24 protein-coding genes are annotated in these 26,314 nt (G+C 69.7%); 10 read left to right on the top strand and 14 right to left on the bottom strand.

The window, feature by feature from the left end:
* Nucleotides 1-4 precede the first annotated feature (4 nt).
* From ACGTN6_RS01640 to ACGTN6_RS01670, 7 genes are all read right to left on the bottom strand, one after another.
* Complete coding sequence (locus tag ACGTN6_RS01640; RefSeq protein WP_394589482.1) at nucleotides 5-1,207, bottom strand: quaternary amine ABC transporter ATP-binding protein; 1,203 nt, start codon at nucleotides 1,205-1,207, stop codon at nucleotides 5-7.
* A 178-nt stretch (nucleotides 1,208-1,385) separates the two neighbouring features.
* Nucleotides 1,386-2,561: a PQQ-dependent sugar dehydrogenase gene (locus ACGTN6_RS01645; protein WP_394589483.1), complete on the bottom strand. Its 1,176-nt coding sequence runs from the start codon at nucleotides 2,559-2,561 to the stop codon at nucleotides 1,386-1,388.
* Nucleotides 2,562-2,628: 67 nt separating this feature from the next.
* The gene (locus tag ACGTN6_RS01650; RefSeq protein WP_394589484.1) at nucleotides 2,629-3,504 is read right to left on the bottom strand and encodes an AEC family transporter; all 876 of its coding nucleotides are present in this window, start codon (nucleotides 3,502-3,504) and stop codon (nucleotides 2,629-2,631) included.
* A 37-nt stretch (nucleotides 3,505-3,541) separates the two neighbouring features.
* Entirely contained in the window at nucleotides 3,542-5,593 is a 2,052-nt protein-coding gene (locus tag ACGTN6_RS01655) for an FUSC family protein (protein WP_394589485.1), read from the bottom strand.
* 6 nt (nucleotides 5,594-5,599) lie between these two features.
* Entirely contained in the window at nucleotides 5,600-6,460 is an 861-nt protein-coding gene (locus tag ACGTN6_RS01660; RefSeq protein WP_394589486.1) for an efflux RND transporter periplasmic adaptor subunit, read from the bottom strand.
* A 2-nt stretch (nucleotides 6,461-6,462) separates the two neighbouring features.
* Nucleotides 6,463-6,678 (bottom strand): DUF1656 domain-containing protein, encoded by a 216-nt coding sequence (locus ACGTN6_RS01665; protein WP_394589487.1) that lies wholly within the window; start codon nucleotides 6,676-6,678, stop codon nucleotides 6,463-6,465.
* A 113-nt stretch (nucleotides 6,679-6,791) separates the two neighbouring features.
* Nucleotides 6,792-7,703, bottom strand: a complete 912-nt coding sequence (locus ACGTN6_RS01670) for a LysR family transcriptional regulator (protein ID WP_394589488.1) — start codon at nucleotides 7,701-7,703, stop codon at nucleotides 6,792-6,794.
* A 228-nt stretch (nucleotides 7,704-7,931) separates the two neighbouring features.
* Between ACGTN6_RS01670 and ACGTN6_RS01675 the strand changes: the two genes are divergently transcribed.
* The 6 genes from ACGTN6_RS01675 to ACGTN6_RS01700 all read left to right on the top strand — a co-directional run bounded on the left by ACGTN6_RS01675 (nucleotide 7,932) and on the right by ACGTN6_RS01700 (nucleotide 14,876).
* Nucleotides 7,932-9,887, top strand: coding sequence for a ligand-gated channel protein (locus tag ACGTN6_RS01675; RefSeq protein ID WP_394589489.1), 1,956 nt, complete (start codon nucleotides 7,932-7,934; stop codon nucleotides 9,885-9,887).
* Between the two features lie 75 nt (nucleotides 9,888-9,962).
* The gene (locus tag ACGTN6_RS01680) at nucleotides 9,963-10,859 is read left to right on the top strand and encodes an ABC transporter substrate-binding protein (RefSeq protein WP_394589490.1); all 897 of its coding nucleotides are present in this window, start codon (nucleotides 9,963-9,965) and stop codon (nucleotides 10,857-10,859) included.
* Nucleotides 10,860-11,004: 145 nt separating this feature from the next.
* Complete coding sequence (locus ACGTN6_RS01685) at nucleotides 11,005-11,943, top strand: ABC transporter substrate-binding protein (protein ID WP_394589491.1); 939 nt, start codon at nucleotides 11,005-11,007, stop codon at nucleotides 11,941-11,943.
* A gap of 56 nt (nucleotides 11,944-11,999) precedes the next feature.
* Nucleotides 12,000-12,971 (top strand): FecCD family ABC transporter permease, encoded by a 972-nt coding sequence (locus tag ACGTN6_RS01690; RefSeq protein ID WP_394589492.1) that lies wholly within the window; start codon nucleotides 12,000-12,002, stop codon nucleotides 12,969-12,971.
* 22 nt (nucleotides 12,972-12,993) lie between these two features.
* Nucleotides 12,994-14,091, top strand: a complete 1,098-nt coding sequence (locus ACGTN6_RS01695) for a FecCD family ABC transporter permease (protein ID WP_394589493.1) — start codon at nucleotides 12,994-12,996, stop codon at nucleotides 14,089-14,091.
* A complete protein-coding gene (locus ACGTN6_RS01700; protein ID WP_394589494.1) occupies nucleotides 14,088-14,876 on the top strand; it encodes an ABC transporter ATP-binding protein in 789 nt (262 codons plus the stop codon). Before ACGTN6_RS01695 ends, ACGTN6_RS01700 begins: the two co-directional genes overlap by 4 nt.
* Before the next feature lie 61 nt (nucleotides 14,877-14,937).
* Here ACGTN6_RS01700 and ACGTN6_RS01705 read toward each other — a convergent pair whose 3' ends face one another.
* Nucleotides 14,938-15,486 (bottom strand): PRC-barrel domain-containing protein, encoded by a 549-nt coding sequence (locus ACGTN6_RS01705; RefSeq protein ID WP_394589495.1) that lies wholly within the window; start codon nucleotides 15,484-15,486, stop codon nucleotides 14,938-14,940.
* A gap of 174 nt (nucleotides 15,487-15,660) precedes the next feature.
* On the opposite strand from ACGTN6_RS01705, the gene ACGTN6_RS01710 reads away from it, so the two are divergent.
* The 4 genes from ACGTN6_RS01710 to ACGTN6_RS01725 are packed head-to-tail and all read left to right on the top strand — an operon-like array spanning nucleotide 15,661 to nucleotide 19,730.
* Complete coding sequence (locus ACGTN6_RS01710) at nucleotides 15,661-16,635, top strand: metal ABC transporter solute-binding protein, Zn/Mn family (RefSeq protein WP_394589496.1); 975 nt, start codon at nucleotides 15,661-15,663, stop codon at nucleotides 16,633-16,635.
* A 34-nt stretch (nucleotides 16,636-16,669) separates the two neighbouring features.
* Complete coding sequence (locus ACGTN6_RS01715) at nucleotides 16,670-17,452, top strand: metal ABC transporter ATP-binding protein (RefSeq protein ID WP_394589497.1); 783 nt, start codon at nucleotides 16,670-16,672, stop codon at nucleotides 17,450-17,452.
* Nucleotides 17,452-18,600, top strand: a complete 1,149-nt coding sequence (locus ACGTN6_RS01720) for a metal ABC transporter permease (protein WP_394589625.1) — start codon at nucleotides 17,452-17,454, stop codon at nucleotides 18,598-18,600. Before ACGTN6_RS01715 ends, ACGTN6_RS01720 begins: the two co-directional genes overlap by 1 nt.
* On the top strand, nucleotides 18,600-19,730 hold the full coding sequence (locus ACGTN6_RS01725; RefSeq protein ID WP_394589498.1) for a metal ABC transporter permease: 1,131 nt from the start codon (nucleotides 18,600-18,602) through the stop codon (nucleotides 19,728-19,730). Before ACGTN6_RS01720 ends, ACGTN6_RS01725 begins: the two co-directional genes overlap by 1 nt.
* A gap of 42 nt (nucleotides 19,731-19,772) precedes the next feature.
* On the opposite strand, the gene ACGTN6_RS01730 is transcribed toward ACGTN6_RS01725, so the two are convergent.
* The 6 genes from ACGTN6_RS01730 to ACGTN6_RS01755 form a co-directional block, all read right to left on the bottom strand.
* On the bottom strand, nucleotides 19,773-20,669 hold the full coding sequence (locus ACGTN6_RS01730) for a sucrase ferredoxin (RefSeq protein WP_394589499.1): 897 nt from the start codon (nucleotides 20,667-20,669) through the stop codon (nucleotides 19,773-19,775).
* Entirely contained in the window at nucleotides 20,666-21,523 is an 858-nt protein-coding gene (locus ACGTN6_RS01735) for an ABC transporter ATP-binding protein (RefSeq protein WP_394589500.1), read from the bottom strand. The genes ACGTN6_RS01730 and ACGTN6_RS01735 overlap by 4 nt, the downstream gene beginning before the upstream one ends.
* A gap of 82 nt (nucleotides 21,524-21,605) precedes the next feature.
* Nucleotides 21,606-22,652, bottom strand: a complete 1,047-nt coding sequence (locus ACGTN6_RS01740) for a FecCD family ABC transporter permease (protein WP_394589501.1) — start codon at nucleotides 22,650-22,652, stop codon at nucleotides 21,606-21,608.
* Between the two features lie 2 nt (nucleotides 22,653-22,654).
* The gene (locus ACGTN6_RS01745) at nucleotides 22,655-23,653 is read right to left on the bottom strand and encodes a FecCD family ABC transporter permease (RefSeq protein ID WP_394589502.1); all 999 of its coding nucleotides are present in this window, start codon (nucleotides 23,651-23,653) and stop codon (nucleotides 22,655-22,657) included.
* Nucleotides 23,647-24,696, bottom strand: coding sequence for an ABC transporter substrate-binding protein (locus ACGTN6_RS01750; RefSeq protein ID WP_394589503.1), 1,050 nt, complete (start codon nucleotides 24,694-24,696; stop codon nucleotides 23,647-23,649). Before ACGTN6_RS01750 ends, ACGTN6_RS01745 begins: the two co-directional genes overlap by 7 nt.
* Entirely contained in the window at nucleotides 24,693-26,141 is a 1,449-nt protein-coding gene (locus ACGTN6_RS01755; RefSeq protein WP_394589504.1) for a DHA2 family efflux MFS transporter permease subunit, read from the bottom strand. Before ACGTN6_RS01755 ends, ACGTN6_RS01750 begins: the two co-directional genes overlap by 4 nt.
* Nucleotides 26,142-26,314 lie beyond the last annotated feature (173 nt).

The raw sequence follows: 26,314 nt of genomic DNA on the forward strand, positions 1-26,314 counted from the left end.
GCCATCAGTGATCTCCTGCCTGTGCGAGTTCGTCGAGAACGGCGCCTTTCACCACTACTCCCTGCAAGACCTGGTCATCGTCCACCACGGCGATGGGGAAGCGGTTCTCGCTGAACATGGCGAACAGGTTGTGCAGCGGTTCCTCGCGGGTGACCTTGCGGAAGTCCTGGGTCATCACCTCGGTGACGGTCTCCTTGCCGTCCTCCAGCGCCTGGCTGGCGGCATCGGCGTCGATCAGGCCGATCAGGCGGCGGTCACGATCGAGGATGTAGATGGAATCGAGGCTATGATCGCGCATCTTGCGCAGCGCGGTGCGCGGGCCGTCGGTGTCGCGTACGGTGGAGCGCACCTTGCGCATGGCGCTTTCGGCGCTGAGGATGCGCGACTTGTCGACGCCCTCGATGAAGCGGCGCACGTAGTCGTCCGCGGGCTTGGTGAGAATCTCTTCGGGGGTGCCGATCTGCACCACCTCGCCGTCCTTGAGCAGCACGATCCGGTCGCCGATGCTCAGAGCCTCGTCGAGGTCGTGGGTGATGAAGACCGTGGTCTTCTTCATGCGGTGCTGGAGCTGCAGCAGCTCCTGCTGCATGTCGCCGCGAATCAGTGGATCGAGGGCCGAGAAGGCCTCGTCCATCAGCAGCACGCTGGCATCGTTGGCCAGCGCCCGGGCCAGGCCGACGCGCTGCTGCATGCCGCCGGAGAGCTGGCGGGGAAGGGCGTCTTCCCAGCCCTCAAGGCCGACCTGCTTGAGGGCGTTGCGGGCGGTCTCGCGACGCTCGCCGGCATCGATACCGCGGATCTCAAGGCCGAACTCAGCGTTCTGCTGCACGGTGCGGTGCGGGAAGAGGGCGAAGTTCTGGAACACCATGGAGAAGTGGCGGCGGCGGCATTCCAGCAGCTCCTTCTCCTTGAGGCTCGGGATGTTCTGCCCGTCGATGACGATCTCGCCCTCGGTGGGGGCGATCAGCCGGTTGAGGCAACGGATCAGGGTCGACTTGCCGGAGCCGGAGAGCCCCATGATCACCAGCAGCTCCCCTTCATAGACATCGAAGTCGATGTTGGACAGGCCCAGGGTCTGGCCGGTCTTGTCGAGGATCTCGGGGCGCTTCAGTCCCTGGTCGCGCATCTCCAGCGCCTTCTTCGGCTGGTTGCCGAAGACCTTGCTGAGATTGCGGACCCGAATCTTGACGTTTCGGTTGTCACTCATTGGCGGTGCCTTGGTCGGCGCCCGGCCACGCTAGCGCAGGAGTTGGGCCGGGAATGGGTTGTCGGGATGGAGCGTCGCTCCAGCATGCCAGTCGGCTGCGTTGACGCGAATCGAAGCGCCATACCCTAGCGTTTATTGAATGGTCATTCAAATTGCGCCGAATGTCGTCGAACAGGACTCATTCGGCGCATTGTGCAGCCGTTCCGCTGGTGTCGGCTGCCGGCGACAGGCGCCAGAGGCTACCGTTCGCATCGTCGTCCAGCAAGTAGATCATGCCGTCGTTGCCCTGCAGGACGGTGCGGACACGGCCGATTTCTCCCTGAAGGATCGTCTCCCGCTCGACCACAGCATCGCCCTCGAGGCGCAGTCGCAGCAGGGCCTCGCTGCGCAGGCCGCCGGCCAGCAGGTCGCCGCGCCAGGGGGCGAACGCCGGCGAGGAGACCTGGGCGAGCCCGGAGGGCGCGAAGCGGCCCTCGAATAGGTACACGGGGTCGCGCATGCCGGGGGCGCTGTTGCGGCCGAGGGGCAGGTTGGTGACATAGTCCCGGCCCCGGGTGACCACCGGCCAGCCGTAGTTGGCGCCGGGCACGAGGCGGTTGAGCTCGTCACCGGTGCGCGGGCCGTGCTCGGTGGACCAGGCCGTGCCATCGTCGGCGACGATCAGGCCTTGGGGGTTGCGGTGACCGCGGCTGAAGATCTCGTCGAGCACCTCGGGGGCGTCGACGAAGGGATTGTCGGCGGGGACCTCGCCGCTGTCGGTCAGGCGCAGGATACTGCCGGCGTGATCGCCGTCGTCCTGGGCCCGCTCCGGGGTCACCCCACGGTCGCCGACGCTCATCAGCAGGGTGCCGTCGGGCAACCAGGCGAGCCGCGAACCGTAGTGGCGCCCGGGGCGGGAATAGCGGTCCTGGACGAAGAGGTGCTCGAGATCGGCCAGTCGGGCCTCGCCGAGCCTGGCCCGCGACAGCGCCGTGGCATCGCCGCCCGGTCCCGGCCGGCTCCAGGTGAAGTAGAGCCAGTCATGTTCGCCATTGCCCTGCGCGTCGCGGTCAAAGCGGGGATGCAGGGCGAGGTCGAGCAGCCCGCCCTGGCCGCGCGCCGAGACCTCGGGCAGGCCGTCGAGCCGGGTGAGCTCACCGTCGCCGATCAGGACAAGGCCGCCGGCGCGCTCGCTCACCAGGAAGCGGCCGTCGGGCAGCTGGGCCAGCCCCCAGGGATGGGCCAACCCGTCGGCGATGCGGCTCAGGCACAGCGGCTGGTCCCGGGTGTCGACAGGAATCGGGGCGCCCTGGACCTGGCCGATCAGTAGCAGGCCCAGCAGCGCCGCAGGCAGGCGTCGCGAGAAGGTAGTCATGTTCCGGCTCCGTGGAAAATGGCGCTTCCCAGTATAGGCAGCGCCCCCGGGCGTGCCGGTCCCGCCGCTACATCAGCAGCGCCAGCAGCCCCGGCAAGTAGAGCAGCGAGAGCAGGGTCGAGCAGAACACCAGGCTGGCCACGTACTCAGGCTCGCGGCGGGCCTTCTGGGCGAACAGGTAGTTGAACACCGCCACCGGCATGCTCATCTGCAGCACCAGGATGGCATGCGCCATGGGCGGCAGCGCCAGCAGGGCGCCGATGGCCCAGGCCAGGCCCGCGGCCAGCGGCAGACGCATCAGGCAGAAGCCGAGGCCGGAGCGCAGGCTCCTGACCTGGATGTTGGCCAGCGAGACGCCCAGGGTGATCAGCATCAAGGGCACGGTGAAGCCCGAGATCAGCTCCACGCTGTTGGCCAGCCAGGGCGGCAGGCTGGTGTCGGTGAGCAGCAGCGCCAGGGCGATCAGGATGGCGTAGACCGTCGGCGTCTTGGCCAGCGATGTCAGCGGATTGCCGCGGCTGGTCATCATCGTGCCCAGGGTGAACTGGAACAGCGATACCGTGACCATCACGGTGATGCCGAAGGCGAATCCCGCCTCGCCGAAGGCATAGAGCACCACCGGCAGCCCCATGTTGCCGGTGTTGGGATACATCATTGGCGCCAGCAGCACCCGCCAGTCGTGCTTCAGCAGTCGAGCCGTGACGAACGTAGCCGCTCCCATGGCGATCAGCACCAGGGCGGTGGCCAGCATGGTCCGGCCGAAGCTGCCGGCATCGATCTCGGCGTTGGCCAGTGAGGCGAGCACCAGCGAGGGGGTGCCGATGTTGAATACCAGGCGGGTGACGAAGGCCACCGGGTAATCATGGCCGAGCCGAACCCAGCCGAAGCCCAGACCGGCGCCGGCGATGACCGGCGCCATTACGGCGAAGAGTTCGGCGAACATGGCGCTCCTCCCTGGCAGATGAATGAGGCGGCCGGCATCAGGCCACTTCTGCGCTCGCGGCGTCGAGGCCGCGCGAGCTGCGAGCCCGCTTCGCCTGGCGCTGAAGCGACAGGTCCAGGCGTTCCACCAGTCCGGCGAGCAGGGCATGATGGCGCTCGGTCAAGCCGGGTTGGCGGCGCGCAGCCTCGATCAGCGACTCGCCTGCGGCGTGAATATCGCCGGGCTGTCGGCCCCGGGCGCTGTCGGCATAGGCCTTGGCCAGGGCGGAGAAGAAGGCTCGCTTGGCGCGGTGCAGATCGTCGCCCGGCAGGTCATCGAGACGCCGGCGTACCTGCAAGCAGGCGTAGCCGATATCCAGGCCGGTCAGGCCAAGGGTGAAGAGGTGACGCTGATCCTCCGGCAACACGTCGTCGTGCTTGGCCAGGTGCAGTAGGCGGTCGGCCATGCCGCCGACGAAGCGGGCCTCCGCCTCGTGAATCGGGGGATCGGCGAGGCGGCGCAGGTCGCCGACGATGGCACCGACCAGCCGCCGCTTGCGCAGGGTGGAGCCGAAGCCGGGCAGCAGTCGGAATCCCGTCACCACCGTGGCCAGCCCGATCATCACGGCGATGGCCCGGTTGATGAAGCTGTCGAACGAGAAATCCATGCCGTTGCCGGGCATGGTCAGCAGGATGTTGCCGATGGTGAAGGCCAGGCAGTAGCCCATCAGGCGCGGGTTGGCCGCGCCCAGCAGGCCCAGGAACAGCGGTGTCAGGAAGATCATCGCCAGCATCGGGAAGCCGCTGGCCTGGGCCAGCAGCACATGGCCGAACAGGAAGGCGCTGGGGATTGCGGCCAGCATGCCCTTGGCGAACATCATGCAGACCATGACCGGATTGTCGCGGCTGGCGAAGAAGGCCGAGAACAGGGTGCCGAGCAGCATGGCCACCTGGCCGTTGTTCCAGGCGGTGGCCAGCCAGAACGTGGCGAGCACGGTGAAGATGAGCCCGGCGCGCAGCGCGTTGAGTCCGGCGACCAGGTGATCGCGGTGCCAGGCCAGGGCCACGCCGCGCAACCGCTTGCCGCCGGGGCGGGTGATGGCGTCGCGGGCATCGAGCATCACCAGCGCATGGCCCAGCGCCTCGCGCATGCCCAGCAGGCAGCGTTGCTCGAGCGGAGAGAGTCCCTCGTCGGGGCACGACAGGGCCCGGTGGCGCAGTTCGTGCAGGCGATGATGGGCCGGAGCGACGCCGCTGACTTCGGCGGCGTCGCGAAAGCCCTCGGCGATGTCGCCGGCCAGCGCGTGGACCTCCGGCGAAAGGCGTTCGCCGTAGTGATGCAATAGCTGCTGTAGGGCATGCAGCGTGGCCATCAGCCTCAGGGTATGGCGGGTCAGCACATGGCTGGCGCGGATCCGTCCAGGCCCCTCGGGCCCCTCGTAGCGGGCGGCCTGGCTGTCGCCCTCGAGCAGGGTCAGCGGCTCGAGGCTGCCGGTCAGGGTGCTCTGTAGCTCGCTGAGGTCGGAGGAATCGGTCAGCCGCCGAGCGGCGTGCCAGAAAGCCTGGTTGACGACCTCGTCGGCCTGCTGGCCCAGATGGTCGCCGACCTTGATCGGCCACAGCAGTGCGCTGACCAGGGTCGCGCAGGCGGCGCCCAGGGCCAGTTCCGAGAGGCGGGCCACGGCGATGGCGAAGATGCCGTCGGGCTGGCTGGCGCCGATCACCACGATCAGCATGGCCGTGACGGCCCCCATGATGCAGCCGTAGGAGGCATTGTTGCGCAGCAACGAGCTGCCGTAGGTACACAGCATGATCCACAGCGTCAGGCTGGCCAGCGCCGGAATCGGCGCCTGGGCGAACAGCGCCATGATGACGATGCCGGCGCCGCAGCCGATCAGGGTGCCGGTGATCTGGCTCAGCCCCTTCTCGACCACCATGCCGCTCATCGGACGGATCTGCAGGAAGGCTGCCGAGATCAGTGCCCAGTAGGGGCGTTCCAGGTCGCACCACAGGGCCACGTAGAGCGCCAGCAGCATGGCCAGGGTTGCCTTGATGGCGAACCGAACGGCCTGGCCGCTGGGTGTCAGGTAGGCCTGTAACCAGGGCGACATGCGCGGTTACTCCGTCGGCTCGATGTGCACCGAGGCGGTCATGCCGGCGCTAAGCAGGGTGCCCTCGGGGATCTCGTCCAGCGCGATCCGCACCGGGATGCGCTGGGCCAGCCGCACCCAGCTGAAGGTGGGGGCCACCTGTGGCAGCAGCTGGGCATTGGGTGAGGTGTTGGGATCGGCGATGGCACGCCCGATGCTCTCGACGTGACCACGCAGCTCGGTGTTGCCGCTCATCAGCGTCACCCGGGCCGTATCGCCGACCTGGAAGTTCGGGGTCTTGGTTTCCTCGAAGTAGCCGGTGACGTAGTAGGAGTTTGCCTTTACCAGCGCCATCACCGCCGTGCCGGCATTGACGTAGTTGCCTTCGGCGAGCTGCAGGTTGAGCACGTGTCCGCTTGCCGGGGCCTGGACCGTGGTGCGTTCCAGGTCGAGCTGGGCGCTGGCGAGCTCGCTGCGTGCCTGGGCGAGGCTGGCGCTGGCCACCTGGCTGTCGATGCGCGCCGTTTCCTGGCTCTCGGCGCTGATCGCCTCGCGGCTCAGCCGGTTGCGGCGCGAGGCCTGATGCTGGCTCAGCTCGAGTTCGGCCTGGCGCTGGGCGACCACCGCCTCGGCCTTGTCGACTGCCGTCTGGTAGCGCTGTTGGTCGATCCGGAACAGCGGCTCGCCCTCGGCGATACGCTGGTTGTCCTCCACCGCCAGCGACACGACTCGCCCAGAGACGTCCGGGGCAATGGTGATCACCTCGGCTCGTACCCGGCCGTCGCGGGTCCAGGGCGTGTAGAGATAGTAGTGCCACAGCCACAGGCCGGCGGCGATGGCCAGGGCCACGATGGCCAGGGTGACGAGGCTTCGTAGCAGGGTGCGCATATTCAGACGATCCCGGTGGCGGAAGAGAGGTAGGCGATGCCGGCGGTGCAGATCACGAACAGGGCGGTGTCGAACCAGGCCTCGAACCACAGGCGTTTCGTGCCCAGCAGGCGGTAGAGCACGGCGCGTATCAGCAGGGTGACGACGAGTCCGCTCAGGGCATACAGCAGCAGGGGAGAGAGGTAGAGGCCGCCGATGGCGATTTCACGAAGGGCCATGCTCGCTCCTTGAGCGTCGGAGAGAGACTCATTCTAGCAACCGAGGCAGCGGGAGGCACGGTGGCAGGTTCGTCACGCTGGGCCGACGATAAGCCGCGCCGCGATGGCGATCCTCAGCCGCCGGGCGTCATGTGCCAGTCGGTCGGCCGGGCCTCGCGCAGGAACTCGAGCAGGGCCGTGACCTTGCGCGGTCGATGGCCGTGCGGATAGAGCAGGCTGACCGGCATCGCCGGGGCTTCCCACTCCGGCAGGCAGCGTACGAGCTGATCCGGGTGGGCCGCCTGGCGTCGCCCGGCCATCCAGACCGGCAGGACTCCCAGCCCATGCCCGCGGACGATGGCGTCCGACTGCAGCACCAGGCGATCGACGCGCAGGCGAGAGCCGGGTGGCCGCACGTCGTACTCCCCCAGGCGGGGATGACGCAGCACCAGCTCGCGGTTGGTCTCGCCGAGCAGGTCGATCCAGGCATGATCGTCCAGGTCGCGGGGGTGGGCCGGGGTGCCATGGCGGGCCAGGTAGTCGGGGTGAGCGTAGAGGCCGCGGGTGAGCCGGGCCACCGGTTCCTGGCGCAGCGGGGTATTGCCGGTGTCGCCGTACCAGGCCACCACCGAGCCGTTGGTCGCGTTTTCCGGCAGCCGCTCGCGGGTGACCAGGCTCAGCTGTAGCCCCGGGTGGCGCTCCATGAACTCCTCGATGGCCGGTCCCACCCAGCAGCGGGTCAGGGCCTCGTGGACCTCGAGGGTCAGCTCGCCGCTGATGTCCTCGCGCAGCTCGTCCAGGGCCTGCTGCCCCTTCTCGGCCAGTGCAATCAGGCGCAGACAGTAGTCGTGGAAAACGCGCCCGGCCTCGGTGGGTGCCAGGCGATTCGACTGGCGGCGCATCAGCGGCTGGCCGAGCCGGGTCTCGAGCTGCTGCAGGCGGCGGCTCAGGGTCGACTTCGCCACGCCGAGACGGCGGGCGCTCAGCGTCAGGCTGCCGCTGGCCATCACGTCGGCGAAGGCGATCAGTTCATCGGCATCGTGCATGGGGTTGAGCCATAGGGTGCTAACGGAAGCGTCATCGTACCAATCCATTGGTTGAAAATCATTCTCGTTTTTGGGGTGAAGACAGGCCATAGCACCGTTGCGGATTGCGCAACGCGATGTGCGAAGACGCGAGCGAGCGGGTGTGGAAGAATACTAATGATAAAAATTCTTATTCATGAAATGGGCCGGCCCAATAACAGCCGGTAGGATCTTCAGGAGTCGCAACACATGTCGTTCCCTTCTTCCCGTACCGTTCTCGCCTCGCTGATCGCCGGCCTGGCGGCCTCTGCCGCCGCGGCCCAGGAAGCGGCCGAGCTCGATGATATCGTGGTCACCGCCGCCGGATACGAGCAGCAGGTCCAGGACGCTCCGGCCTCTATCAGCGTGATCACCCGAGACGATCTGGAAGGCCACGCCTATCGTGATATCACCGATGCGTTGCGTAACGTGCCGGGCGTGACCGTTACCGGCGGCGGGTCGTCGCAGGACATCAGCATTCGCGGCATGGGAGCCAAGTACACCCTGCTGCTCGTCGACGGCAAGCGCCAGGGCTCACGGGAAACCCGGCCTAACAGCGATGGCCCGGGCATTGAGCAGGGGTGGCTGCCGCCGCTGTCGGCCATCGAGCGCATCGAGGTGATCCGCGGCCCCATGTCGTCGCTTTACGGCTCCGATGCGCTGGGCGGCGTGATCAACGTCATCACCCGCAAGGTGCCTCAGGAGTGGGGTGGCGACGTCTCGACCAGCATGACGATTCAGGAAGACTCCGCCTCCGGGGATGAGCACAACAGCCGCTTCTACGTTGCCGGCCCGCTGGTCGCAGACCGGCTCGGCCTGCAGGTCTACGGCCAGTACGACCAGCGCGACGAGGATGCCATCATCGGCGGCTATGCCGACCAGCGCCTGGCCAGCGGCACCGCGAAACTGTCCTGGACGCCCGACGAGACCAACGAGATCGGTCTGGAAGCGGGCTACAGCGAGCAGCGTCGGATCACCAACCCCGGGCAGTCCGTTGCGTTGGAGGGTCGTCGAGGGCCGAACGAGCGCTCGGAACAGAGTTACGATCGCCGTCACTTCGCGCTGAGTCATGACGGCTACTTCGACTTCGGCAGCACGACCAGCTACGTGCAGCATGAAGAGGTCGATAACCCCTCGCGCGACATGAACTACCAGAGCACGGTGGCGGACACCAAGGCGGTCCTGCCGCTGGGCGCCCACATCCTGACCCTGGGCGGCCAGTACGAGAATCAGCGCCTGGAGGACGGCGGCAACCAGTCCAGCACCTCCGGCCTGAGCGAGCTGGAGCGCTATCGCTGGGCGCTGTACGCCGAAGACGAGTGGATGCTGACCGAGGACGTCTCGCTGACCGGCGGCGTGCGCCTCAACGAGGACGAGAAGTACGGCAGCCACTGGTCGCCGCGTCTCTACGGCGTCTGGCACCTGGACGAACGCTGGACCCTCAAGGGCGGCGTCTCCTCCGGCTTCCGGGCCCCGGATCTGCGCGCCACCAACGCGAATTGGGTCCAGGTCAGCCGCGGCGGCAATATCTACGGCAACCCGGACCTGGAGGCGGAAACCTCGCTCAGCCAGGAGCTGGGGCTGCACTATGCCGGCGACCACGGCCTGATGGCCGGCCTGACCGTCTTCCATACCGACTTCGACGACAAGATCAACCGCGTCGGCTGCCCGGCCTCGGTGTGCACCGACGGTGCCAACCAGTTCGGCTCTGATCCCACCTATCGTCTCAATGTCGACGAGGCGATCACCCAGGGCGTCGAATTCTCCCTGTCCACGCCGCTGGCCGACGATCTGGACCTGAGTACCAGCTACACCTACACCGACTCCGAGCAGAAGAGCGGTGAGTACGAGGGCGAGCCGCTCAACCAGCTGCCCAAGCACCAGGTCACGGCATCGCTGGACTGGCAGGCCACCGAGCGGCTGAATCAGTGGACCCGCGTGACGTACCGTGGCGAGGAGAGTCAGCCCACCACCGGCCCGTCCCAGGGCAGCACGGTGGCGCCGTCCTACACCTTCGTTGACGCTGGACTCGGCTATCAGCTGACCCCGCAGACCACCCTCAACGCCGGTCTCTACAACCTGTTCGACGAGGACATCACCGAGGAAGAGTACGGCTACGTCGACGACGGCCGTCGCCTGTGGCTGGGCATCAACGTCGAATTCTGATCGCCGGCATCACACCAGTCTCGCGGCCGGGCCCGTCGCCCGGTCGCGCTCAAGGATGAACAACAGGAGAGCATGATGACGAACGGATGGTTTCGCACCGCGGTGGTGGTCGGCGCCTGCGCCGCCCCGATGATGGCCCAGGCCCATGAGGCCGGCTCTGAGAGTACGGATGGGGCACACGGTCCCGCCGTGGTCAGCTTCGACTGGGGCGCCGCAGACACCCTGGCGGCCCTGGGGCTCGAGGATCATCTCGTAGGCCTGCCGCACCAGGCCGCGCCGGCCTATGCGGCCGGCCTGCTGGAAGGGCGCGCCGACGTGGGCGGCCTCAAGACGCCGGACCTCGAGGCGGTCGCCGAGGCGGCACCGGACCTGATCCTGGCCACCGGTCGCCAGTCGGCGGCGCTTGAGGACCTGCAGGCGATCGCCGAGGTCGAGCAGGTCGCGCTCGGCGAGGGCGATTACTTCGAGGCCCTGAGCGCCAAGGTGACGGGGCTGGCTGGGCACTACGGGGCCGAAGCCCAGGCGGCCGAGCGGCTTGCCGCGCTGCATGACGACATCGAGGCCGCTCGGGCGAGCCTGGCCGACGACCTCGAGGCGGTGGTGGTGACGCACAACGATGGCCACTATTCGCTGCGCCAGGCGCCGGTGGTCGGCGAGCTGCTGCAGATTGCCCAGCCGGCGGTGCCGGCGTCGGTCGAGCCGGTGAGTCACGGCACTCGCACCTTCACTCCGCTCACCCCGGCCGCCATCGCCGAGATGGCGCCGGATGCGCTACTGGTGGTGGACCGCAGTGCCGCCATCGGCGCGACGCCGCTGGACGTCACGACGCTCGAGGAAGCGCTGGCGGCCGAGGGCGGCGAGGCGATCGCGGTGACGGTACTGTCCCCGGCGCTGTGGTACCTCTCGGGAGATGGCCTGCAGAGCGTCCAGGCCCAGGTCGACGAGGTCGTCCAGGCCCTGGTGGCCGAGTAAGTCGACGCCTCGATGTCGACAGCGTTGCGCGAAATCGAACGCAGCGTTGCCTGATGTTGGGGGTGAGAATTTTTCTGAGATTCATTATCATTGGCGGCCTTTGTTCCATCGGACGCGGTGGCCGCCAGTGAGCCAAGGAGACTCCATGCCGTTTTCCCTGCCCAAGAGCCCGTTTCTGGTCGGCGCCTGCCTGGCGACGGCGTTTGCCATCGCGGTCGCCCCGGCCCAGGCCCGCACCCTGGACACCGCCAATGGCGAGGTCGAGGTGCCCGACGCCCCCGAACGGGTGGTGACCCTCTATGAAGGTGCCCTGGATGCGTCCCTGGCGGCGGGTGTCATGCCGGTCGGCGCGGTCACCACTCGTGGCGGCGATGATGTGGCGCGCTATATCGAGCCGCATCTCGACGACGCGCGCCCGTCGATCGTCGGCGTGGTGCGTGAGGTCAACATGGAGGCGGTGGTCGGCGAGCGGCCGGACCTGATCCTGGCCGGGCCGCGCCTCGCCGATGCCCAGTACGCGCTGCTGTCGAAGATTGCGCCGACGGTGGTGCCGGAAAGCCCGGGCATCACCCCAGAGGCGTGGAAGGCCGAGGCCCGTCAGTACGGCCAGGCCCTAGGGCGCGAGGCCGCGATGAACGATGCCATCGAGGGCGTCGAGACCCGTGCCGCCGAGCTGGCGGAACGCCTGGATGCGGCCGAGACGAGCGCCACCGCCAACCTGGTGCGCTGGATGCCCCAGGGGCCACTGGTGATGTCCGACCAGCTGTTCTCCACCGGGCTGCTCGCCGCGGTGGGTCTCGAGGTGGACGACGCCGGCCTGCTCAACGGCCGGGGCGTACACAGCGACCCGCTGAGCCTGGAGAACCTCTCCAAGCTGCAGGGCGACTGGCTGTTCCTGGCGACCCTCAACGAGGAGGGCGAGGATGCCCTGGCGGCCGCCGAGGCCTCGCCGGCCTTCGCTCGTCTGCCGGTGGTCGAGAACGGCCGGGTGGTGCCGGTGGACGGCCAGCTCTGGACCAGCGCCAATGGCCCGCTGGCCGCCGAGGCGATCCTCGACGACATCGAAGCGGCGCTGCTGCCCTGATGCCGGCGGACGTCACCGTCAACACCGAGCCCCGCCCTCCGGCGGGGCTTTCGAGTATGTTGCTGCTGCTCACGGGCCTGCTCTCGGTGGCGGCGCTGGCCAGCCTGCTGTGGGGCGCCGGCGAGGTCGGGGCGGCCCGGGCGCTGGCAGCGCTCGTCGGCCAGGGCGACGAAGAGGCCCGCTTCGTGGTCGAGACGCTGCGTCTGCCGCGGACCCTGATCGGCATCGCCGTGGGGCTGGCGCTTGGCGTGTCCGGGGCACTGCTGCAGGCGGTGTCGCGCAATCCGCTGGCCGAGCCGGGGCTGCTCGGGGTCAGCGCCGGGGCGGCCTTCGCCGTGGCCGTGGCGCTGTGGCTCGGCGCCAGCGCGGCGACCCTGCGCGTGGCCGTGGCTCAGGTCGGCGCTTTGGTCGGCTGCCTGTCGGTGATGAGCGTGGTGCGTCTGCGAGGCCTGGGCGATGATCCGGTGCGCTTGGTACTGGCCGGTGCCGCCTTCTCGGCGTTGCTCGCCTCCCTGACTTCACTACTGCTGCTGTTCGATCAGCGCACCGCCGACGAGATTCGCTTCTGGGTGGTCGGCAGCCTGGCCGGGCGCCGCCTCGACGACCTTGTCGCCGTGCTGCCCAGCCTGGCCCTGGCACTCGCCGTCACCGCGCTGATCGCCCGCCCCCTGGCTGCCCTGGCGCTGGGCGAGCGGGTCGCCTCGGGGCTCGGCCATCGTCCCGGACGGGTGAGGGCCCTGGTGGTGGTGGCGGTGGCGCTGCTGGTGGGCGCGGCCACCGCGATCGCCGGGCCGATCGCCTTCGTCGGCCTGGTGGTGCCCTTCGCGGCGCGCTCCCTGGCTGGCCCCGACATCCGCCGCACCCTGTGGCTGTGCCTGCCGCTGGGCCCCTTGATGGTGCTCTCGGCCGACGTGGTCTCGCGCCTGGTGGTGGCGCCCTCGGAGCTGCCGCTGGGGGTGCTTGCCGCGCTGGTCGGCGCCCCGGTGCTGGTGGCCGTGGTGCGGGCCCGCCGTTTGCCGACCCTGTGAGCCGGAGAGTCATGTGAGGCCCATGTCAGAGACCGTCCCGATGGCGCAGCGCGCCGAGTCCCTGCCACGAACTGTCCCGGTGGCGCCGCCTCCCGGCTGCTGGCGGCTGGCCCGTGGCGAGTGGCACCTGCTGGTCGAGCGCCGCGCCCTGGGCGTCGGCCTGGCGCTGCTGGCGCTGCTGGTGGTGGCTTCGCTGGCCTACCTGTGCCTGGGCCAGCAGTGGCTGTCACCCGCCAGCGCCTGGGCGGCGCTGCACGGCGAGGGCGATGTGATGGCCGCCTTCGTGGTCCAGGAGCTGCGGTTGCCGCGCCTGCTGGCGGCCTGGCTGACCGGCGCCGCCTTCGCGCTGGCCGGCTGCCTGATGCAGACCCTGGCCCGCAATCGCCTGGCCACGCCGGGCATCATCGGCATCGACAACGGCGCCACCGCCTTCGCCGTGGCCTCCGTCGTGGGGCTCGGCGTGTCGCTGGCACCGCCGGCCATGGCGCTCGCCGGGGCCGCCACCGCGGCGGCCATCACCTTCGGGGTGGCCAGCGGCGGCGATACCCGCGGCTATCGCTTCATCGTCGCCGGCATCGGCATCGGCGCGGTCTTCGGCGCCGTCACCCAACTGCTGCTGGCAAGGGTGGACATCGACACCGCCAACGCCGCTTACCCGTGGACGGTGGGCACCCTCAACGCCCGCCCGGGCGGCGCCGTCACGGTGCTCGCCCTCGGCCTGGCCGTGGGCTGGCCGCTGGCCATCGCGCTGTCGCGCTCGCTGTCGCTGATGCGTTTCAGCGACGCCGTGGCCCGCGGGCTGGGCGTCGGGCTGCGCCGCCGGCGCGGCCAGGTGCTGGGGCTCTCGGTGCTGCTCACTGCCCTGGCGGTGGCGGTGGCCGGCCCGGTGGGCATGGTGGCGCTGATCGGCCCCGAGATCGCCCGCTCGCTGTCCTCGACCCGGGGCGTGCCGCTGACCGCTTCGGCGCTGGCCGGGGCCCTGGTGATGGTGCTGGCCGACCTGACGGGGCGTTTGCTGCTGGCGCCTATCGAACTGCCGGTGGGTATCGTCACCGCCGTGGTCGGCGGGCCCTGGCTGCTGTGGATCCTGATGCGTCCCGCCAAGAGGAAATCGCCATGACCGTGCTCCATCGCCTCCAGGCCAGCGAGCTGAGCCTGGCCTATGGCCGCACCCCCATCATCGACAACCTGGCCGTCGAGCTGCCGCCGGGCAAGGTGACCGCCATCGTCGGCCCCAACGGCTGCGGCAAGTCGACCCTGTTGGCTGGGCTGGCCCGCCTGCATGCGCCGAGCGCCGGCGCGGTGCTGCTCGACGGCGAGGACATCCAGCGCCTGCCGGCCCGGGAACTGGCCCGGCGGCTGGCGCTGCTGCCCCAGGAGGCCAGCGCGCCGGAGGGGCTGACCGTGAGCGACCTGATCCGCTTCGGCCGCCAACCCCATCAGGGCTGGCTGCGCCAGTGGTCCGGCGACGACCAGCGGGCGGTGCAGGAGGCGCTGGCCGCGGCCGGCTTGGAGGCGCTGGCCGAGCGGCCGCTGGAGGCGCTTTCCGGCGGCCAGCGACAGCGGGCCTGGATCGCCATGACCATCGCCCAGCAGACGCCGCTGCTGCTGCTCGACGAGCCGACCTCGGCGCTGGACCTGGGCCACCAGCTGGAGGTCTTCGAGCTGGTGCGGCGGCTGGCCGCCGACGGGCGGACTCTGGCGCTGGTGCTGCACGACCTGGCCAGCGCGTGTCGCTACGCCGATCACCTGGTGGCCATGCGCGACGGGGCGATCGTCGCCCAGGGCGCGCCCGCCGAGGTGGTCACCGAGGCGCTGGTACACGAGCTCTACGGGGTGGCCTGCACGCTGGTTCCGGATCCTGCCACCGGCGCGCCGCTGCTGGCCGACCTGCGTCGGGCCTGAACGCGACGTGCCCCGGCGAGGGCCGGGGCACGTGAGGATAGGGGAAGTGTCGTGGGGCGTATTATTCGGCGGCCTTCTGTGCGCTCTCGCCGGCGTTCTGCAGGGCCTGTCCGATGCGATCCAGGGCGTTGGAGGCGCCCTCCTGGGTGGTCTCCCAGGCGCTGGCGGCGCCTTCCTGGGTGTCTTCCCAGGCCTGACGCATGTTGTCGCGGGCCTGGTTCCACCAGCCGTCGGTGTATTCCGGCTGCTCGGCGAGGGTGGCGGCGTCGAGGCTCAGGGTGACGCGGTACTCGATGTCCTCGATCCGCTCACCGTGGCGGGTTTCAACCTGGAACTGGTCGGCCTCGACCACGTATTGCTTGTCGCCCAGGTCGAGCAGGCTGCCGGTGTCGACCACCAGGGCGCGCAGGCGCATGTCGTCGTCGAGCAGCACATCCTCTACTTCGCCGATCGACTGGGCGGAATCGGCCTGGGTATAGACGTCGGCATCGAGTAGCTCGTCGGCGGAGTAGAGGCCTTGGGGCGCGGCCTGGGCGCCGGCGCTCCAGGCCAGGCCGGCGGCGAGCAGAGCGGCGGTCAGGGTCGGCAGGCGCAGGGTGTCGCGAGTCATGGCGTCTCTCCTTGAGTCGGTGTCCATGGCGCCGCTAGGCGGCGCGTCACTCCATTAGTGTTCTCGCAATGGCCGAGGTTCGGTGCACTGGGTAACGAAATGTAAAGACGGCGCTTTTACTCCGGCATCGGTAGGATGATATATCTGCGATGGTCTTGAACGCGGGAGGCGTATATGCGAATTGGAAGGGCGGCACTGGGGCTCGCCTTGTCATTGGGCGCCTCGTTGGGGTCGGCCCAGGCGGCCGAACCACTGAAGGCGGTGGTGACCATCGGCATGCTCGGCGATGTGGCCGCGCGTGTCGGTGGCGAGTGTGTCGACGTCACGGGCATCATGGGCCCCGGCGTGGACCCGCACCTCTATCAGGCCAGCGCCCGTGATGTGGCCACCTTCCAGCGGGCCGAGGTGATCCTCTACTCGGGCTATTCCCTGGAGGGCCAGCTCGGCGAGGTGCTGGGGCGCTTCGCCGAGATCAAGCCCACCCTGGCGGTGTCGCCGGCGGCGATCGATGCCGGGGAACTGATCAGCGTCCAGGACGTCTACGGCATCGATCCCCACCTGTGGATGGACGTCTCGCTGTGGGCGAAGACCCTGCCGGTGGTGGCCGACACCTTCGCCGAGGCGCGTCCCGAGTGCGCGGAGACCTTCGAAGCCAACGCCGAGGCCTACGGGCGACAGCTCGCCGCCCTCCACGACTGGGTGGCCGAGAGCATCGCCTCGATTCCCGAGGCCCAGCGCATCCTGGTCACCGCCCATGACGCCTTCAACTATTACGGCCGTGCCTACGGCATCGAGGTCGCCGGCATCCAGGGCATCAGCACCGAGACCGAGACCGGCGTGGCCGATATCCGCGCCATGGCCGACGTAGTCGTGGAGCGCCAGGTGCCGGCGGTGTTCGTCGAGAGCACCATCAACCCGCGCACCGTTCAGGCGGTGATCGATGCCGCCCGCCAGCGCGGCCAGGAGGTGGAGATCGGCGGCCAGCTGTACTCCGATGCCATGGGCGAGGCGGGCAGCGCCGACGGCACCTATATCGGCATGCTCTATACCAACACCCGCCACGTCGTCGAGGCGCTCGGCGGCACGCCGGCCCCGCTGCCCGAGGCGCTGGACGACTGGGCCTCGAACTGGAACGTCCCCGGGGCCTGAGCGTCGCGGCCTGCACGCATCATTAAGGCATTCCATGACACAGCAGTTGCACGAACCGAACCTCGCCCTGCACATCGAGGACCTGACCGTCAGCTATCACAGCAAGCCGGTGCTGTGGGACATCGACTTCGACGTGCCGCCCGGGGTGCTGGCGGGCATCGTCGGCCCCAACGGGGCCGGCAAGAGCACCCTGATCAAGAGCGTGCTGGGGCTGGTGCCCTCGGTGGCCGGCCACGTGCGGCTGTTCGGCCTGCCCTACAAGGCACACCGCCGCCGGGTGGGCTACGTGCCCCAGCGCTCCAGCGTCGACTGGGATTTCCCCACCACCGCCCTCGACGTGGTCACCATGGGCCTGTACGGCCGGCTCGGCTGGCTGAAGCGGCCCGGGCGCCGCGAGCGCGACGAGGCCCTGGCGGCCCTGGAGCAGGTCGGCATGCAGGACTTCGCCCAGCGCCAGATCAGCCAGCTCTCCGGCGGCCAGCAGCAGCGGGTGTTCCTGGCCCGGGCGCTGGTCCAGCAGGCCGACATCTATTTCCTGGACGAGCCCATGGCCGGGGTCGACGCCACCACCGAGAAGGCCATCGTCGACATCCTGCGGCGCCTGCGCGACCAGGGCAAGACGCTGATCGTGGTGCACCACGACCTGCAGACGGTGCGCAGCTACTTCGACTGGCTGCTGATCCTCAACGTCCGGGTCATCGCCCAGGGGCCGGTGCGCGATGTCTACACCGCCGACAACCTGCGCCGGGCCTACGGCGGCCAGATCGCCCTGCTCGACGAGGCCGACTTCCTCGCCGGGGAGGGGACCGGCGCGTGATGGACCTGCTGCTGAGCCTGTTTCGCGACTACACCCTGCAGAACGTCATGGCCGGCGCCGCCCTGCTGGGGCTGATCAGCGGCGTGCTGGGCAGCTTCGCGGTGCTGCGCCGCCAGAGCCTGCTCGGCGATACCATGTCCCATGCGGCGCTGCCCGGGGTCTGCCTGGGGTTCATCATCGCCGGGACCCGCCACCTGGGCAGCATCCTGGTCGGGGCGCTGGTCACCGGCGCCCTGGCGGCCCTGGTGATGCTGATGCTGACCCGGCTGAGCCGGCTCAAGACCGATGCCGCCCTGGGCATCGCGCTGAGCACCTTCTTCGCCCTCGGCGTGGTGCTGCTCACCTACATCCAGGGCACCAACAATGCCGCCCAGGGCGGGCTCGACGCCTTCCTGTTCGGCCAGGCGGCGGCCACCCTGCGCTCCGACGTGTGGATCATGGCCGGGGTCACGACGCTCGCCCTGGCGCTGGTGGCGGCGCTGTGGAAGGAGTTCAAGCTGGTGACCTTCGACGCCGAGTTCGCCGCTTCCCTGGGGCTGCCGGTGATGTGGCTCGAGGTGCTGCTGACGGTGATGGTCGCGCTGGCCGTGGTGGTGGGGCTGCAGATGGTCGGGGTGGTGCTGATGGCGGCGATGATCATCGCCCCGGCGGTGGCAGCCCGCCAGTGGAGCCGACGCCTCGAGGGCATGGTGGGGCTGGCCGCGGCCATCGGCGTGGCCGGTGGGGTGCTGGGGGCGCTGCTCAGCGCCCTGTCCCGGGGGCTGGCCACCGGCCCGCTGATCATCCTGAGCGTCTCGGCGGTGGTGCTGGTGTCGATCGCCCTGGCCCCGGGGCGCGGCCTGGTGTGGGAGGCGCTGCGACTATGGCGCGGGCGTCGCCGGCTGCGCCAGCAGCAGGTGCTGACCACCCTCTACCGGCTCGCCGCCCATCACGAGGACCCGGTGTTCCGCTCTGAGCAGGGCCTGCTCGACACCTACCACGGGCTGCGCACCCGCTCCGCGCTGCGCAAGCTCGAGCGTCGCGGCCTGGTCGAGTGGGGCCATGCCCCGCCCGGCGAGCCCGGGCCGCCGCATCGCTGGCTGCTGACCCCGGCGGGGCTCGCCGAGGCCGAGCGGATCCTGGCCTCGCTGAACGGGGAGGGCGCCTGATGCTGGCCGCCATGTTCGACAGCGCGCCGCTGATGATCATGCTGGTGGGCGCCCTGGTGGGCATCGCCTCGACGCTGGTCGGCACCTTCCTGGTGCTGCGCGGCAACAGCATGCTCTCGGATGCCATCGGCCACGCCATCGTGTTCGGCATCGTCATCGTCTGGCTGCTCACCCACCAGCAGAGCGGCCCGGTGCAGATCCTCGGCGCCGCCCTGACCGGGCTGTTCACGGTGGTGCTCACCGAATTGCTGGTCAGCACCCGGCGGGTCAAGCAGGACGCCGCCATCGGCCTGGTGTTCCCGGTGCTGTTCTCGATCGGCGTGCTGCTGCTCAACCTCTATGCCCGGGACGTGCATATCGACACCCACACGGTGCTGCTTGGGGAGATCGGCTTCGTGTGGCTCGACACCGTGACCCTGGGCGACTATCGGGTGCCCCAGGCGCTGCTGTCGATGAGCGCCATGACGCTGCTCAATGCCGTCTTCGTCGGCTGCTTCTACAAGGAACTCAAGCTTGCCACCTTCGACGAGGGCCTGGCCCGGGCCCTGGGGCTGGCGCCGGGACTGCTGTTCCACGGTCTGCTGCTGCTGACCAGCGGCACCGCGGTGGCGGCCTTCGATGCCGTGGGGGCGGTGCTGTTCGTGGCCTTCGTCATCGTGCCCCCGGCCACCGCCTACCTGCTCACCGACCGTCTGTGGCTGATGTTCGTCTACGGCAGCCTGGTGTCGATCCTGGCCAGCGTCAGCGGCTATGCCCTGGCGGTGGCCTGGAACGTCTCGATCGGCGGGATGATGGCGGTGATGACCGGCGTGCTGCTGCTGCTGGCCTTCCTCGGCGGGCCTCGCTATGGGGTCTTCGCCCAGTGGCTGCGGCGCCGCGGTCAGCGGCGGCTCAACGAGATCCGTACCCTGGCCGTGCACCTCTACAACCACGAGGGCAGCCCCGAGCAGCACGAGGAGAATGTCACCCGGGCGCTGCGCGAGCACCTGCTGTGGGACGACGCCAAGGCGCGCCGGGTGGTGACGCGCAGCCGGGAGCGACGGCTGATCGAGGATAGCGGCGAGGCCCTGAACCTGACCCCCGCCGGGCGCGAGCTGGCCCGGGAGATCCTCGAGCCGGGGCGTCGCTGACGGGGGCACCGTTCACGGCGGCCCGTGGCCGCCGGGAGAGCCTCAGGCCTCCTCCGCCTCCAGTTCGCTGACCCGCCAGACCAGGCTGTCGGTGGGGCCCTCGCCCAGGTCGGAGCACATGTCGACGCGCTGGACAGTGGTCGTCTCGCAGACGATACGCAGAAGGCCGCGTTCCCCCTCCCTTTCCCAGTGCCACCGCTGATGGCGACGATGCTCGTCGCCGCGGTCTTCCAGCAGCGTCAGCCGCGGAGACGACAGGCGCGACAGCGCGGCGAGCTCGGCGCACTGCTGGGCGGGCGTCAGCCGTGCATCGCCGCGATAGCCGGGCAGGAAGCGCTGGCCGCGGGCCTCGGCCTCCAGGAAGGGCCGTGCCTGCTCCGGCGTGATGCGGCCATACTTGCGCACCGGCGAGAGCAGGATGACGCTGGCGGCGAAGCGACAGCCGCCCAGGTGGCTGCTCTCCCAGACCTCGAAGGGCAGTTCATGCGTCGCGACCTCCCGCGCCAGTGCCTTGTAGGTCCGGTAGCCGTACCGGGCGCAGCACTTGTCCTTCTTGCCGTGGGTGCAGCACAGCAGCAGGTCCCGCTCGAGCGTCTCCTCTTCCCATGCCGTCAGCGGTTCGCCCGACTGCCAGGCGGCCAGGAAGGCCTCCAGGGCCTCCCGCGGCACGACGAAGCCCCGACGCTCCGGCATCAGGAACACCCGATGGATCCCGTCGGGCTGGTCATGGCGATGGATCAGGTTGACCCGACGCCCCTCGGCGGCGATGGCCTCGAGCGTGCGTACCAGGCCGTCCGGCATGTCGCTGGCCTGGCGCGCCTTGCGGGTCCACTTGGCGCGGGGCCAACTGATCAGCAGGTTGTGCTCGGCGTGAGCGCCACTGCCGGCCAGCGGGTCGTCCTGCTCGCGGCTGAGATCGCTGCAGAAGACATGGCTCATGACACGCGACACCTTTCGAGGGTGGCCGACGCGGGCCGGGCGGCGGGCATCCCCGGCCGCCGGTGGGGCACGCAGATCGGGCTGCCCGTCTCGGGATCCTCGAGCACGTGGGCATCGAGATCGAAGACGCGGGCGAGATTAGCGGCCGTGAACACCTGGGCCGGGGTGCCGCGGGTGACGATCCGGCCGTCGCGCATCATCACCAGCTCATCGGCGTAGGCCGCCGCCAGGTTCAGGTCATGCAGCACCAGCAGCAGGGTGCGGCCGTGCTCGTGGGCCAGGCGGGACAGCAGTTCCAGCAGGTCCACCTGCACCTTGAGGTCGAGGAAGGTGGTGGGCTCGTCGAGCAGGATCAGGTCCGTCTGCTGGGCCAGCACCATGGCGATCCAGCAGCGCTGCCGCTGGCCGCCGGACAGCGCATCGACGCTGCGCTCGGCGAACTCGGTGACGTCGGCATAGGCCATCGCCTCGCGGACGGCCCGGGCGTCTCGCTCGGCGTCCTGTCGCCACAGCCGCTGGTGGGGAAAGCGGCCCATGCCGACCAGCTGCCTGACCGTGAGGCCCTCCGGAGCGGAGGGGCCCTGGGGCAGGATGCCCAGGCGCTGCGCTACCTCCCGGGTGTTACGGCGGTGGATGTCCTCGCCATCGAGACAGACCCGGCCGGCGCTGGGCGTCAGCGTACGCGCCAGCGTCTTCAGCAGCGTCGATTTCCCGCTACCGTTCGGCCCCAGCAGCACCGTCAGCTTGCCTTCGGGCACGTCCAGGTCGACGCCGTCCAGCACGCGTCGGGATTCGTACCCGGCGCACAGGGCTTCGCCCGTCAATCGTGGCGGCTTGGCTGGGGTCGGAGGCATGGGGCGGCTCGTCGGCGTGGTCTCGGGCTCGCAACCCTAGGACAAAACATTCTCATTTTCAACGCTTGGCGCACGGTTGTCTTTATTGACGCTGGTAGCGGGTGCGATGCAGCAGATAGACGAAGAAGGGCGCGCCCACTCCCGAGACGAAGATGCCGGCGGGCAGGTCCTTGGGCAGGAAGGCCACCCGGCCCAGCAGGTCGGCGTAGAGCACGATCAGGGCGCCGACCAGGGCGGCGGCGGGCACCAGCCGGGCGAAGCCGCGCCCCACCAGCCGGGCGGCGATGTGCGGCGCGATCAGGCCGACGAAGCTGAGCCCGCCGGCGAAGGCCACGGCCGCCCCGGCCAGAGCCACGCTGCAGGCCATCAGCACCAGCCGGCTGTGCAGCACGTTCACGCCTAGCCCCTGGGCCACGTGATCGCCCAGCGCCATGGCATCCAGGTGCCGCGCCCGGGTCAGGCACAGCGGCACGGCGACCAGCAGCCAGGGCAGCATACCCAGCACGTCCTGCCACTGGGCGGCGTAGAGGCTGCCGGTCAGCCACACGTAGGCGGTCATGGCGGCGGCATCGTCGCTGATCACGATCAGCAGGGTGGTGAAGGCGCCCATCGCCGCGGAGAGGCCGATGCCGACCAGCACCATGCGCGAGGGCGTGATGCCGCGTCGCCAGGCCAGCAGGAACACCAGCAGGGCCGCCAGCAGCGCGCCGGTAAGCGCGGCGGCCGGCAGCCAGTGGACGCTCAGCACGCCGCCGAACAGGGCCAGGAAGGCCACGGCGGCCAAGGCGCCGCCGCTGGTGATGCCGATCACGTCCGGCGAGGCCAGCGGGTTGCGCACGATGCCCTGTAGGATGGCGCCGGCCACCGCCAGGGCCGCGCCCACCAGCACGGCCAGCACGATGCGCGGCAGGCGCAGCTCCCAGACGATGAAGGCGATGTCGCTGTCCTGGGGGGCGGCCAGGGCGTGCAGCATCTTCCCGAACGGAGTGGGAAAACTGCCGAGGGAGAGCGACAGGCCCATGCTGGCGACCAGCAGCAGCCCGAGCAGACTCGCGATGGCCAGGTCGCGCCACCGCCGAGGGGCGATGCCGGCGGCGTCTTCGCCGGTCAGGGACAGAGAGTGAGACATGGTCAGGCCGGTTTCCTGCGTGCCAGGTAGATGAAGAAGGGCGTGCCGATCAGGGCGGTCATGACCCCCACCGGGACATCCTGCGGGGCCATCAAAAAGCGCGAGACCACATCGGCCAGCAGCAGCAGGCTCGCGCCGAGCAGGGCGCAGGCCGGCAGCAGCCAGCGGTGGTCGACGCCGAAGATCCCCCGCGCCATGTGCGGCACGATCAGCCCGACGAAGCCGATCATGCCGGCCAGCGCGACCGAGCTGCCGGCCAGCAGGATGACCGCCAGGCCCAGCAGCAGCTTGATGGTGCCGGCGCGCATGCCGAGCCCCTTGACCATGTCGTCGCCCAGCAGCAGCGCATTGGCGTGGCGGACGAGCAGGGCGCACAGCAGCAGGGCGCCGCCGAACAGCGGCAGCAGCGGTACCACCAGTGACAGCTCGCGACCGGACACCGAGCCGGCCAGCCAGTAGAGCACGCTCTCGAAGCTCTGCCGGTCGATGATCAGCAGGCCCTGGCTGAACGAGACGAACATGGCGGTGATGGCCACGCCCGCCAGCACGACCCGCAGCGGCGACAGCTCGCCATGGCGGCCGCGGCTCAACGCGACCACCAGGCAGGCCGCGACCAGGGCCCCCAGCAGCGCCGCCCAGACGACGTCGGCCGGCGCATGGAGGGGCAGCAGCGAGACCGCGATCACCACGAAGAACATGGCCCCCGCGTTGATGCCGAGCAGGCCCGGCGAGGCCAGGGGGTTGCGGGTCATGGTCTGCATCAGGGCGCCGGCGATGGCCAGGCTGGCGCCGACCAGGGCGGCGATCACCGCCCGCGGCAGGCGCTCGGTGGCAATGATGATGTGCGCGACCCGGGCGGGGTCGTAGTGCAGCAGCGCCTGGACGAAGGTCGGCGCGGCGATCTCGGTGGTGCCCAGCATGACGCTGGCCGCGAAGGCCGCGGCGGTCAGCGCCAGGCCCAGCAGCAGGCCCAGGCCCCGGGTGATACCACGGTTCAGCATGCTTCGCCCCCCGCGTCGTGGGACAGGGACCCGGCGTCGGACTCGGCGTAGCAGCCGGCCGTTGCGGTCGATTCGCTCGCCCCGGCCGCGCCAGGCGCCTCGTGCGCGACGGGATGATCCAGCCCGTAGTGGCGGTAGAGGTCGTCCAGCATGGCATTGGCGGCCAGGATGCCGCCGCCCATGATCCAGTTCACAGTATCCACCTCGAACACGCGCTCGGCCTCGACGGCGTCAAGACGCTGCCAGAGTGGGTGTGAGCGCCAGTGCCGGTAGTTCCGCTCGATGGCGGGGTCGGGTTCGAGCAGCACGAAGATCACGTCGGCGTTGAGCACCGGGATGTTCTCCTCGCTGGTCAGTTTCATGCCCCAGCCCTGGTCCTGCACGGCATCCGGCTGCTCGAAGCCCAGCTCATCGAGGATCGAGCCGGCGAAACCCGTGGAGTAGAGCCGTACGTGGTCGCTCTTGAAGCGCACCACGGCGGCCTTCTGGGGCCAGGCGTCGCCCAGGGTCGCTTCGATGCGTCGGCGAAAGTCCGCCACCCGGGCGTCCCAGTCGCGCAGTAGCTCCCCGGCGCGGGTCTCGCGGCCGGTGGCCTCGGCCAGCAGCGCCAGGCTGGCCTTGAAGTCGAAGACAGTGTCGGTGGCCACCGTGGGGGCGATCTGCGTCAGCAGCGGCCGGACCCGCTCGTGGCGAAAGCGCGTGGCCACGATCAGGTCAGGGTCCAGCCAGGCGATCTTCTCCAGGTTGGGCTGGGTCTCCAGGCCGACGTGTTCGACGCCGGCCAGGTCGTCGCGCAGGTAGCGGTACATGGGCTTCTCCAGCCAGGCATCGACGACGCCCACCGGGGTGATGCCCAGCGCCACCGCGCTGTCCGTCGCGCCCTGGTAGAGGGTGACGATGCGCTGCGGGGTGGCGGGAATCTGCGTCTCACCGAAGGCATGGGCGACGCGATGGCCACCGTCGGCAGCGGCGGCCCCCAGCGGTAGAAGGGCCGCCAGCAGTGCGGCCGGCCATCGGCGTCGGGCTCGAGCGCGGGGGATCATTGCGGCCTCCTGGCGGGCGCGGTCGGCAGGTCGTGTCCGGATGCCCGGACCGGGGCCGTCACGGTCCGCCCCAGTCGCCAGGCCAGCGGCAGGCACAGCGCGGCGATCACTGCCAGGGCCAGGAAGGCGTGGTGGAGGGCGGCGGCGCTCGCCTCGGTGTAGGGCATGCCCCGTTGCAGGGCGGCCTGCACGGCGGTGTCGTAGTAGAGGGAAAGCGCGACGATGCCGAGCGACGAGACCAGCCGGCGGGCCATGTTGTTCATCGCCGAGGCCTGGGCGACGCTGCCCTCAGGCAGGTCCTTCATGCCCACGGTGGTGCAAGGCAGGTAGGCGCCGCCCAGGCCGAGGCCGCGCAGGCCCATCCAGGCCGAGATGACCCACACCGGGGTGGCCTCGGTCAGGGTGCCGAGGCCCGCGAGGCTCACCAGGGTGAGCAGCAGGCCGGCGCCGATGCACCACTGGGGCGGGTAGCGGTCGATCAGGCGTCCCGCCACCGGCGAGCAGCAGGAGGCGGCCAGCGCGGTGGCGAGGAACGTCAGGCCGGTGGTCAGCGGGCCGAATCCCAGCGCGTTCTGCATCCACAGCGGCACCAGCAGGATGCAGCCGAACAGGATGATCGACTGCAGGCAAGCCAGCACGACGCTGAGCCGATAGCCGCCATGGGCGAACAGCGACAGGTCGAGCAGCGGCGCCTCGGCGCGCCGGGCGAGGCGCACGAACAGCGCAAGTGCCAGCAGGCCCAGCGCGAGCGGCGCCAGCACCCGGGCATGTCCCAGGTCGGCCAGCGTTTCCACCCGGCTCAGCGAGAACAGCACCGCGCCCATGCCCAGGGTGATCGAGGCGAAGCCGGGCAGGTCGAAGCGACGCCGGCGATTGGCGGCCTCGGCGGGAAGATTGCGATAGCCGCACACGAGCCCCAGCAGCGCGAAGGGCATGTTCATCAGAAACAGCGCCCGCCAGTGGCTGATCTCGAGCAGCAGTCCGCCGACGCTCGGGCCGATGGCCGGGGCGATCATCACCGCGAAGCCCCAGATGCCGCTGGCTCGGCCGCGCTGGTCGGCGGGGTAGGCGGAGAAGATCAGCGACAGCGACAGGGGAATCATCAACCCCGCCGCCACGCCCTGGAGGCCGCGGGCGAGGATGATGCCGGCCAGGCTCTGGGCCAGGGCGCCCAGCGCGGAGCCGGCCAGGAAGCCCCACAGGCCCAGCAGGTAGATGTGCCGGCGCCCGAAGCGGTCGGCCAGGTAGCCGGTCAGCGGCATGGTCATGCCCATGGCGATCATGAACAGCGTCACCACCCAGCTGACCGTCGTGGCGGGGGCCTCGAAGGTGGCCATCAGCTCGGCCACCGCCAGGTTCAGGGCACTGTTGTTGAGGCTGACGGTAAAGGTACCCAGCAGCACGCTGATCAATACCCTTCCGCCATGCGCGGACACATTCGGCATGGACTCTCACTCGGCGGGGTGCGGGGAGCATTCGGCCGGCGGCCTGCCGCTGGGGACGCGGCTTGGGGGCTGGATGATGACAGGGCGCCGCGGTGAATGCAAAACGTTGTCAATTGGAGAGGGGCGAGAAGCGAGGGTGGGGAGTGTGGGGTAATAAAAAAAAGCGGCGCCCC

Origin of the sequence: Halomonas sp. B23F22_20 (assembly GCF_043496985.1) — a bacterium.
In the GTDB taxonomy this organism is placed as follows: domain Bacteria; phylum Pseudomonadota; class Gammaproteobacteria; order Pseudomonadales; family Halomonadaceae; genus Halomonas.